This window comes from Lactococcus sp. AK05 (assembly GCF_041026685.1).
Classification (GTDB): Bacteria; Bacillota; Bacilli; order Lactobacillales; family Streptococcaceae; genus Lactococcus; species Lactococcus lactis.
Genome location: NZ_JBFTEI010000003.1, coordinates 184,471 through 196,967, shown reverse-complemented (window position 1 = coordinate 196,967; position 12,497 = coordinate 184,471). Strand labels below are relative to the sequence as shown.

Here is a 12,497-nt window from a genome sequence, read left to right as displayed (position 1 = left end):
ACAATTTAAAGTCAATTTGCCTACTTTTATGTACAAAAAAAGATCTAAATAGACCTTTTTAAATTATTAGCTAGCTCTACTTTCATCTTCAAACATAATATGAAAGATTGAACCTTCTGGAAAATTGTCAGTAATAAAAATTTTAGCTTTTATTATTTCTGCATATTGTTGAGCTATTGCTAGGCCAATACCATTTCCAGTATGACTCCCCCTTGATTTATCTACTTGATAAAAACGATTAAAAACTTTTGTTTTTTCACTATCAGTAATCCCAACCCCTTCATCAATAATTTGAATTTCTTTTTTATTATATTTAATAAAAACTCTTGTTCTATCTGGAGAATATTTTATTGCATTTTCAATTAAAATGGTCAAAATTTCTCGAAGAGCAAATTTACTTGTTTTAATATATAGCTCTCCATCTCCTTCAATATCTATCTCGTTAGACGAATCAAATTTAAAAGTGGACTGAACTTCTAAGAGTAAACTTTCAATTGTAAAAATCTCTTCTTGATAATCAATCTGTCCATTTCTCGATAAAGTTAAAAAATCTTCTATTAGTTTTTTCAGTCTCTCCGATTCTTTTTCCAAATAATCCAGTGCATTTTCAACAATTTCTGGATGCTCAACTCTTCTTCTTTTGAGCAAAGAAATATAGCCAGAAATTGCCATTACAGGTGTTCTTAATTCATGGGATAAATTTGTCGTAAATTCTTTTTCAGATTCAATTTTCTCTTGTAATCTTTCAACTAAGTCATTAAAATTAATCGCAAGTTCTCTTATTTCTATTGGTGAATCAGGAACTTCCAATAAATTATTATTCTGACTTGCCTCAAAAGCCAATTTTTGAATTGGCCCATTTATTTTCTTGGAATAATGACGTATTAATAGTAAACCAATCAAATAATTTAAAAGTAGAATAACAAAAGCACTTGCCAATAAGGTTTCACCTTCTTCAAATATATCCTGAAGAGAGAGCCAAATTTCATAGGTGATTCCTTTTTCTTTTTTATAGACAGTATCATATAATTTTCCATTTGATACCGTAATTTTGCCAAAATGAAAAGTCCTACTTTCTAAAAAACTATCAGTTCCTTTGCTCATTATGGTTTTTTTCGATTCTGAACTTACACGAATAAAATTATCTTCCTCATGGAAGCCACTTATATCTTGAAAGTTCATATCACTAAGGTCAGAAACATTTTTCATTCCTGCCATAATAGCACTTGTCTCTCTATCACTCACTTGAAACAAGCTATAAGTAATAAAGGTCAACCCACTAAACGTTAATAATAAAAGAAAGATACGCTGAAAAATTCTTCTAATTAATAATTCATTTGTATAGATTTTCTTTTTTTTATTATTATTAATTTTTTTTAAGTCTATATCCTAAACCTCTTATTGTTTCTATCATATTTTTATCTAATTTTTTTCGTAAATAGCGTATATAAGTATCCACAGTATTTAGCTGACCACCAAAGTTCATTCCCCAAACTTCATCAAGGATATCATCTCTTGAGATAATTTCCCCCTGATGTTCAAATAAAAAAAGTAATAGAGCAAACTCTCTCTGACTCAAATTAATTGGCTTTCCATCATATTTAACAATATGTTCACTCTGACTAAGAGAAATCTCACCATAAGCGTATAGCGTTGGTTGTGCATGTTTTCTAAAAATTACTCGCAACCGAGCCATGAGCTCCTCAATGCTAAAGGGTTTTGTTAAGTAATCATCAGCCCCTGCATCCAAACCTGCAACTTTATCGCCCACATAGTCTCTCGCAGTCACAAATATTACCGGAACTTCTTTTTTAATTTTTTTCATACGTCGTAAAACTTCAAGACCATCAAGTTTTGGAATCATCCAGTCAAGTATTACCAGATCCAATTGTTCTTGTTCAAAAATCTTTAATCCTGAAATTCCGTCAGCTGCGGTGTTAACTTCATATCCTTCAAAGGAAAGTTCAGTCTTTAATAAATTAGAGAGACTTTCTTCATCTTCAATTATTAATATTCGTTGATCCATATTCACAGTATATCAAAAAATATTAAAAAACATCAATTTTCTAACATAATATTTCATCTTCATAGCATAAAAGACTTAAAAATATTTTTAAGTCTTTTTCTAAAACTAAACTAGTCTATGCCTTAAACTATTTTGTCGCATAAAATGCAATTCCTTCTGATTTCCAACCTGCTTTAACCAAACTATCTCGTTCATAGGAACTCATCGTCAAGAAATGGGCTCCCAGTTTTGCATTAGGATTGTAGAGACGATAAACTGGTTTTCCACTATTTGAATCAGAATAGAAAGCAACTCCTTCTGATTTCCAGCCGTTTTGATGCACTAGACTATTCACTTCATATGGTGATTCCGTATAAAGGTGTTCACCTGAGTTTGGATTATAAACTCTATATACATTTTTACCAGATTTTGGTGCTTTCCAAGCCACTCCTTCACCTGACCAGCCACTGTTCATTATGTTGAGTGAGTTATACTCATAATTACTTGTGGTATAGAGATGCTCTCCACTCACTTTATTGTACAAACGATAGACTGATTGACTAGAAGTTGTGCTTTGTTGTTTAGTTAAGTTTACATGTATCATTTTTGTAGCAACCGTTTTACTTGTGTCTGCCGTTCCTGAAGTATTAGCGCCATAAACTTTGACTGTTGCTTCATAACTTTTTGTTCCATTAGCACGTAATAGATCAAGTAAATTTTGGCCCGTTGCACCATTTGTACCGGCTAAATCAACTTCATAGAAATATTTTCCAGATTCAAGTCCTGAAATTGGCGGTAAAGCAGCATTCTTAGCTGTTCCATTGTCCGACCATGCTGCTTTACTTGCGGAATTAAGTAAGAGGCGAGTCAACATTCCGTCCCCTCCAAAAGCTTCAAATGGAATAACCTGATTTACTCCAGCTGTAAATGGGCCTGGAACTTTTGCATTGGTTAATTCTGATGCCGATACTGTAGTTGTAGTATTAATATTATCAGTCAAACCAGTCAAATTAACCTGTACTATTTTTGTAGCAACCGTTTTACTTGTGTCTGCCGTTCCTGAAGTATTAGCGCCATAAACTTTGACTGTTGCTTCATAACTCTTTGTCCCATTAGCACGTAATAGATCAAGTAAATTTTGGCCCGTTGCACCATTTGTACCGGCTAAATCAACTTCATAAAAATATTTTCCAGATTCAAGTCCTGAAATTGGCGGTAAAGCTGCATTTTTAGCTGTTCCATTGTCCGACCATGGTGCTTTACTTGCGGAATTAAGTAAGAGGCGAGTCAACATTCCGTCCCCTCCAAAAGCTTCAAATGGAATAACCTGATTTACTCCAGCTGTAAATGGGCCTGGAGCAGTTGCATTAGCCAATTGTGCTGCAGTAACAGTAGTTGTGGCATTAATATTTGCTTGCAGTCCCGTGGTAATCTCTGAAGTCGATGTCATTTGACTACTTTGTGTTCCTGTTGTATCAGCCAGAACTTTTATTTGATTGGCTGATAGCCCTGAGCTCAGGAGTAAAGTTCCCAAGACTAATGATGAATAAAGCCATGTTTTACCAGACTTCCATGTCCGGAATGAATTTTTTGTTTTCATATTGTAGTTCTCCTTTACTTTTACATACTTATTATAAAAAAAGTTTTCCAAGAGAACTACTCATTTTTATGTTAGATTTCTGTGAATTTCCCATTTATCTCAAATGATCAATCTGATAAATTTTTAAACAAAAAAAGACCCAGCGGGTCTTTTAGAGGATATTTTTGAATTTTTCTTACAAATCGTTAATATCGAAGTCTTCACCGAGGAAATCAGCAAGTGAGAAGCCTTCTTGTGTTTCAGGCAAATCGTATGAAGGTTTAGCTGCTTTACGTGGTGCGCGTGGTTTGCGATCACGTTTTTCACCGTCGTTGTCGTTGTTACGAGCTGGACGAGCTGGAGCTTCTTCAAGCGCTTTGATTGAAAGTGAGATACGTTCTTCAGCAGGTTTCACGTCAAGAACTTTTACGTTCACAACTTGACCAACTTTAAGAACATCTTTTGGATTTTCAACACGTTCCCATGAAATTTGTGAAACGTGAACAAGTCCTTCAACACCTGGATAAAGTTCAACAAAGGCACCGAAGTCTGTCAAACGTTTAACAGTTCCTTCAACAGTTGATCCAACTGGTGCTTTTTCTTCAACTTGTTCCCATGGTCCAGGTTGTGTAGCTTTAAGTGAAAGTGAAAGACGTCCAGCTTCTGGGTCGAGTTTCAAAATCTTAACGTTAACAACATCGCCAGGTTTTACTGCGTCTGATGGACGTTTGATACGGCTATGTGAAAGTTCAGAAACGTGAACCAATCCGTCGATACCACCAAGGTCAACGAATGCACCGAAGTTAGTTACGCGTGAAACTGTACCTTCAACGATATCGCCTTCTTGAAGTTGTGCAAAAGCTTCTTTACGCATTTCGATTGCTTCAGCTTCAACAACTGCACGACGGCTAAGGATGAAGCGGTTTTCTGAAGCGTTAACTTCGATAATTTTAGCTTCGATTTCTTCGCCAACAAATTTCTTAGTATCTTTAACAAAGTAAGTGTCAATCATAGATGCAGGGATAAATCCACGAACACCGTTATAGTCTACTGAAAGTCCGCCTTTAACGTCTTTAGTAACTTTAACTGTTACGATTTCGCCTTCTTTGCCTTCCAATTGAGTCCAAGCTTTACGAGCTTCAAGACGTTTCAATGAAAGGAGATATACGTTTGCACCTTCGGCTTCTTTACCAACGATTTGTTTGATAACAAGCAAATCAAGAACATCTCCAGGTTTAACGAATGTATTGATATCAGCATCTTTATCGTTAGTGATTTCGCGAAGTGTAAGGACACCCTCAACACCAGTTCCTACGATGGCAACAGTTGCTTGCCCGTTTTCAACTGAAAGGATTTCACCCTTAACGACGTCACGTACTTTAACGTCTTCAACGCTGTTTAATAATGTTTCAAATTCGTTCATTTGTAAAAAAAATTCCTCCAACAATTTGGCTGGTACACAGCCTTACAAAACATTATACCATAAAAAATCGCTTAGGGAAAGCTTTTTTCTCGATTTATATTAAAAAAGTTATAAGTATTTTATTATGTACAGAAATATTATCGACAAGTTATGAAAACCGTTTCTTTTTTTTTTCAAAAAAACCTGTCAAAACTTTGACAGGTCAATATTTTATTGATATTGCATTACTTTTTGTGCTTTGTAGGCTACGTCAATCATCGCACCACCAAGACATTCTTCTCCATCATAGAAAACAACAGCTTGTCCAGGAGTAATTGCTCGAACAGGTTCGTCGAAATCAACGGTTACTTTATCACCATTAACGTGAATAGTTACTCCTGTATCTTCTTGGCGATAACGGAATTTTGCTGTACAGTGAAGGTCAAAAGTTTCTGGCATTTCTCTGGTAAAGCTCAAATCGCTTGCGTCAAGGCTTGTTGAATAAAGGTGTTCATGATGGAAACCTTGTCCAACATAAAGGGTATTAGTAGTCAAGTCTTTACCAACAACAAACCATGGGTCACTTGTTAATTGACCATGTTGTCCACCGATACCAAGACCACCGCGTTGACCGATTGTATAATACATCAAACCGGCGTGATTTCCCATTTCGATCCCGTCAAGTGTCATCATTTTACCTGGTTGAGCTGGTAAATATTCTCCAAGGAACTTTTTGAAATTCTTTTCACCAATGAAGCAAATTCCTGTTGAATCTTTCTTCTTAGCGGTTGCAAGCCCTGCTTTTTCAGCAATCTTACGTACTTCAGGCTTTTCCAAATGTCCCAATGGGAACATTGTTTTCTTGAGTTGTTCTTGGGTCAATTGACTTAAGAAATAAGTTTGATCTTTGTTGTTGTCCGCACCACGTAACATATGAACGATACCATTTTCATCCGTACGAACTTGGGCATAATGACCTGTTGCGACGTAGTCTGCTCCTAATTCCATAGCATAATCTAGGAAAGCTTTAAATTTAATTTCCTTATTACACATGACATCAGGATTTGGGGTACGTCCAGCGCGATATTCAGCGAGGAAGTATTCAAAAACACGGTCCCAGTATTCTTTTTCAAAATTGACTGAGTAATAAGGAACGCCAATTTGATCAGCTACTGCAGCTACATCCTTGTAGTCTTCAGTGGCTGTACAGACACCATTTTCGTCGGTATCATCCCAGTTTTTCATGAAGACGCCAATAACATCATAACCTTGTTCTTTAAGAAGCAAAGCTGTGACTGAGCTATCGACACCACCGGACATTCCGACAACGACACGTGTTTGTGCTGGACTCTTACCAGACATAAGTTGAGTATTTGTGTTATCCATTAATTTTTCACCATCTCTTTCTATTTTGATTTTGAAAAGAAATAAAAGTGCTGACGAAAAAAACTAGACGATTTCGTCAGTAAATTTTTTCTTTTCAAGTTAGACAAAATATCAGTTGAAGGCTGACTTTTGTAAATGTTGCAGTTGAAGGCTGAACATTAATAGGTAACTGGAATATTATAACACATTGCCTAAGTAAAAACTAGCCTTTGAATAAAAAAGTAGTCAAAAAAAGTGGTATAATGTCATAATGATTAAACATAGTGAAAATCCTTTAGTTTTCAATACAGCTATTGGAACAAAAAAACGTAATGAAACAGTTGTACCTAAGGAAGTTCTTTGTCCTTTTTGTGATGTGGAAAATCTGACAGGTATTTTAAAAACTTCTGACCATAAAATTTGGTTAAAAAATAAATTTCCAACACTTAAAAATTCAATGATGACTGTGATTATTGAGTCTGATGAACATCTAGGTGATATTTCTACTTATGGTGTGGAAGAAAATCGTGAGGTTTTTTCTTTTGCTTTTGAATGTTGGGATGAAATGATTCAATCTGGCAAATATCAATCCGTTTTGATGTTCAAAAATTTTGGCCCTCGCTCTGGCGGAACATTGCGCCACCCTCATTTGCAAGTCGTTGGCTTAGAAGAAACTGACGGTTATGCTCAAATTGCAAAAGAAAATTTTGAAGGAGTCGAAATCAGAAAGAATGGTCTGACTGTTACTTTGTCTACTCGACCTATTATGGGCTTTGTGGAATTTAATGTTATTATTTCTGAACTTGAAAATGTTGAAAAATTAGCTGACAATGTTCACGGGATTACCTCTTATTTAATGACAGACTATATGAATGGGCGTTGTGATTCTTATAATCTCTTTTTCCATCATTTCGATGATAAATATATTTGTAAAATTGTTCCTCGCTTTATTACTTCTCCTTATTTTATTGGTTATAAAATCCCGCAAGTCAATGGAATTGAAGCATTGGAAGAAATTGCTGACGAGATTAGAAATCGTTTAGATAAAAAGTACTGACAGGTTTGTCAGTATTTTTTTAATACACTTAATATAAGTTTGATTTTTGTATCTTTGGTATAATAGAAATATGAAATTTATCAAGAAAAATAAATGGGCACTTCTTGCAAGTTTTTTTATTCCATTATTATTAATGGTTATCGTTCTTGCAATGACTGGGATTTATTGGGGGAGTTCACGGTCAATTTTGGCTGGGGATGCATATCATCAGTATGTCGCCATTCATTCTCTCTATCGTAATATTTTACATTCGGGTGGTTCTTCTGGTTTCTTATATACTTTTACCAGTGGTCTCGGCCTCAATCTTTATGCTTTTTCGGCTTACTACATGGGAAGTTTTCTCATGCCACTTACATTTTTCTTTGATGTAAAATCAATGCCTGATGCTTTATATTTACTGACCATACTAAAATTTGGCTTGATTGGTCTATCAGCATTTGTCAGTTTCAAAAACATGTATCAAAAACTTTCTAAATTGATTGTTTTGTCAATAAGTACAGCTTTCGCACTGATGAGTTTTTTAACCTCACAGCTTGAAATTACGATGTGGTTAGATGTTTTCATTCTCTTGCCTCTAATTATTTGGGGACTTCATCGCTTAATGGATGAACGAAAACGCTGGCTTTATTTCGTTAGTTTATTGATTCTATTTATCCAAAATTATTATTTTGGCTTTATGGTGGCTATTTTCTTAGTGCTCTATTTCTTGGCACGGATGACTTACGAAAAATGGTCTTGGACAAAAGTGCTTGATTTTGTGGTTTCTTCTGCTTTAGCTGGTCTGTCCAGCCTAATCATGCTCTTACCCATGTATCTTGATTTGAAGTCTAATAATTCCGATGCTCTTTCAACTTTGTCAGGTGTCTTTACAGAAAATTCTCATCTTTTTGACCTTTTCGCTAAGAATTTTGTTGGCACTTATGATACTACTCAATTCAATGCCATTCCAATGATTTATGTTGGAATGATGCCTTTAGCTTTGGCTATTCTCTTCTTTTTCACTAAAAGTATTCGTCTCAGAAGTAAATTTGCCTTTCTAGGAATCATTGCTTTCTTTGTTGCTTCATTTTATCTTCAAGCTTTAGATTTACTATGGCAAGGGATGCATTCACCAAATATGTTCTTGCACCGCTATGCTTTCTTATTTAGTTTGCTTCTTGTTTTAATGGCTTTGGAAACTCTATCTCGCTGGGAGGAAATAAAGACTTGGCATATTTTGACTATTAGTCTTTTTCTAATTACAGGTTTTCTTGCTACTTTATTTTTTGGACACTATAAATATGTAATGACTTCTCAAGTTATGTTGACTTTCTTGTTTGGTCTTGCTTATTTAATCTTGTCTATTAATTCTGTTAGGAAATGGATTTCAGCTCATCTATTTATCATTATCCTCTTTGTTTTCATGACTGTTGAAGCTGGTGTTAATGCCCTTTATCAGGTTCAAGGAATACAAAAAGAGTGGAATTTTGCTAGTCGTGATTACTATAATACCCAAGTGAATTCTATAGAACCGATTGCCAATAAGGTGAATGAACTTACTGGTTCTGGTTTTGCCAGAATGGATAACACTGTTCCTGATACAGCAAATGATGGCATGAAGTACAATTTTAATGCACTTTCCCAATTTTCATCTGTTCGTAACAGCAACGCCAGTTCAATCATGCGTCAATTAGGTTTTCACACTGACAGTACTTATTTGAATTTGCGTTATCCTGGGAATACATTACTGATGGATTCGATTTTTGGAATTAAATATAATATAAGCCAAGCTCAACCTCCAAAATTTGGATTTTCACCAGTTTCCAATGCTCTCAGTAATTTGAGCAAAAACTCAAATGCGATGGGTCTTGGTGTCTTCGTTCCCAATGGATTTGAAGATGCTAAATTCACTGATAAAGCTCAAGCTAGCAGCTTTATTAATAATCAAACAGCTTTAGTTAACGCTTTGACAAAATCGAAAACTACATTCTTTACTCCATTTTACACGACCAGTGAAGAAACTGCTGATAAAATCACGGGTGCTGGCAATTCTGTTACTCTGACTCGGCCAAAAACTTCTACAGCTACTGATGTTTCAGTCACCTACGGAATTACCGTGGCGGCAAATAGTCAAATTTATTTATCTGTTCCCAATATTACTTATCTAAATAGTAATGCTGAAAATACATTGATTACTATTTCTGATGTTTCCAATCCAAAAATGACACGTTCTCTCAATAGTTATTACGTTGGTACAAATGATACTGGCTCCTTCTTGAATTTAGGAAGTTTCAGTAAGGAAACTAAGCTAAAAGTGACCTTAGCATTTCCGGAAAATTCACAAGTTACTTTTGATACCACTTCATTCTGGCGTCTGGACACTGAAGCTTATCAAAAAGAAATGGCACTTCTACAATCTCGTAGTCCTAAAACAGAAATGATTAAAAACGGGGTTCGCATGACTTATAGGGAAAAAGAAAAGGGCGATATTTTCTTGACAATTCCTTACGATAAAGGCTGGTCAGCAAAAGTTGATGGAAAAAAAGTGGCTGTCAGTAAAGCTCAATCTGGTTTTATGAAAGTTAGCGTTCCTGCTGGCAGTCATCGGCTTGAACTAAAATTCTTCCCTAATGGACTAAAAGAAGGAATCATTTGCTTTATTTTAGGAATTCTGTTATTTATTGGTTACAACTATTTTACTAATAAACCTAAAAAATCTGGAGGAACAAAAAATGAAAGCTAAATCAATTATCCCCTTTACGCTCGGAATCCTAGTTGCTGTCAGCATCCCTGTTTCCTATTCTTTAAAGACCAAACATTTTGAAGTCAATTTCAAAAAAGGTGGCTTGCTTGACCCAGAATTGTATAAAAAATAAGGCAGATTGTCTTTAAAAAATTCTGTCAGTAAATTCTAAACAAAAAAACGTTGATTATTCAACGTTTTTTATTTTTGTTTTTGTCAAAAGTAAGGAATTCAAAATAACAGAAACTGATGATAAACTCATTGCTGCTGCAGCGAGCATTGGATTGAGTAATCCAAAAGCTGCAAGTGGAATGCCAATGACATTATAAACGAAAGCCCAAAAATAATTTTGCTTAATTTTGGAAATTGTTTTTTTAGCTACTTCAAAGAAAGTGGAAATTTTATGAAGTTGACCGCTTGTAACAGTCACATCACCAGCTTCCATAGCTATATCTGACCCAGTTGCCATTGCCAGACCGACGGTCGCTGACGCTAAAGCAATAGCATCATTGATTCCATCACCAACCATCATTGAATTTGGGCTATTTTGCACAATTTCTGCTTTTTCTTCAGGTCTTAAACCACTTTTAACTTCATCTAAATGAACAAGTTTTTGAATTTTTGCTGCCGAATTTTCATTATCTCCTGTCAACATAACAGTCTTTAGACCACGTTTTTGCAAGGTCTGAATTGTCTTAAGCGCATCATCCTTTAGACTTGAACTAAAAACAGCCATCGCTAATAATTTTTCTTTATTTGCCAAATAAATGACAGTATCATCTGTTTCTGGGACTGACAGATTTAAGTCTGTCATTAATTTATCATTGCCCGCAAAATATTCCTGACCATTAATTTTAGCTGAAAGTCCACGACCCGCAAGTTCTGATAAATCTGTCAGTTCATATAAATCACCTTGAAACTTAAGAGATTTGGCCAAAGGGTGATTAGAGTGAGCTTCTAGACTAGCCAATAATTTAAACTCATCACTTGCCATTTTTTCTTCAATAGAATTAAAGCTGTCAGTAACTTTTTCACTTTCTGTCAGTAATTTAAAATCTGTCAGTTCAAATTCACCTGTTGTAATGGTCCCAGTTTTATCAAAAAATACTGTTTTAACTAATCCGGCAAGTTCCAAAGCATTGGCATTTTTAATCAACAAACCATTTTTAGCAGCCAAACCAGTTCCAGAAATAATGGCAGTTGGTGTAGCTAAACCGAGCGCACAAGGACAAGCAATGACCAAAACAGCTACTGAATGCATGATTGCTGTCAGTAAAATTCCACTGACAGCCCAAGTCGCAATGAAAGTTATCAGAGCAATAACTAACACAACTGGCACAAAAATCCCTGAAATCTTGTCAGCTAATTTTTGAATGTTTGGTTTTGAGCCTTGTGCTTCACTCATCATTTCAACCATTCTTGAAATTGTTGAATCATTTAAATCATGAACAACAACCGCTTTAACTTCACCATCTAAATTAATTGTTCCTTCAAAAATGACTTCATCATCCATTTTTACAACAGGTAAGGCTTCACCTGTCAAAATAGATTCATCAAAGGATGCTTTGCCAGAAAGAATCATCGCATCCAAAGGCACTTTCTCCCCTGGCAAAATGCGAATCACTTGTCCCATTTGAACTTCTTCAATCGCTAAATCAGTCGATTCCGTATGAACAAAAGTTGCTCGACTAGACATTAATCCAGTAATTGCTTGCGTTGTTTTTTCTTTTGCATTATGTTCTAAAAGTTTACCCATGACCACCAAAGTGATAATTACCATCGATGATTCAAAATTCAAAGCATTTGCTTGGCTCATAAAAACAGCCAAAATCAGACTCGAAAAGTAAGCAACCGAAGTTCCTAAAGCCACTAAAACATCCATATTTGCCGATTTATTTCGCAAAGCATGATAAGCCCCAACATAAAAGCGCCAACCAATAACGAATTGTACTGGAGTTGCCAAAATCAATTGTACGATTGGTTCATGTAAAAACATGACCCAATTTGCATGTACTCCGAAGATATCAGCAAACATTGCAACTACTAAAGGTAAAGTCAAAATTAAAGCAATCCAAAAAGACAAAGCTAAATTTCTTGCTTTTTTTGCAGCTTGACGTGCAATTTTTTCCTGATGAGCTTTGTCATTAACAATGGCTCCATAACCCGCTTTTTCCACTAAGTTAATAATTTCTTGGTCCGAAATATTATCGTCAGCAACAATTTTGGCTTTCTCAGTCGCCAAATTTACCGTTGCTTCCATAATTTTATCTGACTGATTCAATGTTTTTGAAACTGTATTTACACAATTTGCACAGGTCATTCCTGTAATTACAAATGATTGACTCCGCATTTTTACCTCTTCTATAT

9 protein-coding genes are annotated in these 12,497 nt (G+C 35.2%); 3 read left to right on the top strand and 6 right to left on the bottom strand.

What is annotated here, in order from left to right:
• Positions 1 to 66: 66 nt before the first annotated feature.
• From AB6B24_RS08065 to mnmA, 5 genes are all read right to left on the bottom strand, one after another.
• On the bottom strand, positions 67 to 1,209 hold the full coding sequence (locus AB6B24_RS08065) for a sensor histidine kinase (RefSeq protein WP_369164454.1): 1,143 nt from the start codon (positions 1,207 to 1,209) through the stop codon (positions 67 to 69).
• Between the two features lie 157 nt (positions 1,210 to 1,366).
• Entirely contained in the window at positions 1,367 to 2,026 is a 660-nt protein-coding gene (locus AB6B24_RS08060) for a response regulator transcription factor (protein ID WP_139916958.1), read from the bottom strand.
• 127 nt (positions 2,027 to 2,153) lie between these two features.
• Positions 2,154 to 3,605: a fibronectin-binding SSURE repeat-containing protein gene (locus AB6B24_RS08055; RefSeq protein ID WP_311802419.1), complete on the bottom strand. Its 1,452-nt coding sequence runs from the start codon at positions 3,603 to 3,605 to the stop codon at positions 2,154 to 2,156.
• Positions 3,606 to 3,780: 175 nt separating this feature from the next.
• Complete coding sequence (gene rpsA, locus AB6B24_RS08050; protein WP_003132594.1) at positions 3,781 to 5,007, bottom strand: 30S ribosomal protein S1; 1,227 nt, start codon at positions 5,005 to 5,007, stop codon at positions 3,781 to 3,783.
• A gap of 210 nt (positions 5,008 to 5,217) precedes the next feature.
• A complete protein-coding gene (mnmA, locus tag AB6B24_RS08045; protein ID WP_003132592.1) occupies positions 5,218 to 6,348 on the bottom strand; it encodes a tRNA 2-thiouridine(34) synthase MnmA in 1,131 nt (376 codons plus the stop codon).
• Between the two features lie 274 nt (positions 6,349 to 6,622).
• Between mnmA and AB6B24_RS08040 the strand changes: the two genes are divergently transcribed.
• From AB6B24_RS08040 to AB6B24_RS08030, 3 genes are all read left to right on the top strand, one after another.
• On the top strand, positions 6,623 to 7,408 hold the full coding sequence (locus AB6B24_RS08040; RefSeq protein WP_029343656.1) for a DUF4931 domain-containing protein: 786 nt from the start codon (positions 6,623 to 6,625) through the stop codon (positions 7,406 to 7,408).
• 70 nt (positions 7,409 to 7,478) lie between these two features.
• Positions 7,479 to 10,130, top strand: coding sequence for a YfhO family protein (locus AB6B24_RS08035; RefSeq protein WP_311804175.1), 2,652 nt, complete (start codon positions 7,479 to 7,481; stop codon positions 10,128 to 10,130).
• The gene (locus AB6B24_RS08030) at positions 10,120 to 10,263 is read left to right on the top strand and encodes a hypothetical protein (protein WP_003132587.1); all 144 of its coding nucleotides are present in this window, start codon (positions 10,120 to 10,122) and stop codon (positions 10,261 to 10,263) included. Before AB6B24_RS08035 ends, AB6B24_RS08030 begins: the two co-directional genes overlap by 11 nt.
• 54 nt (positions 10,264 to 10,317) lie before the next feature.
• On the opposite strand, the gene AB6B24_RS08025 is transcribed toward AB6B24_RS08030, so the two are convergent.
• Entirely contained in the window at positions 10,318 to 12,480 is a 2,163-nt protein-coding gene (locus AB6B24_RS08025; RefSeq protein ID WP_311802417.1) for a heavy metal translocating P-type ATPase, read from the bottom strand.
• Positions 12,481 to 12,497: the final 17 nt, after the last annotated feature.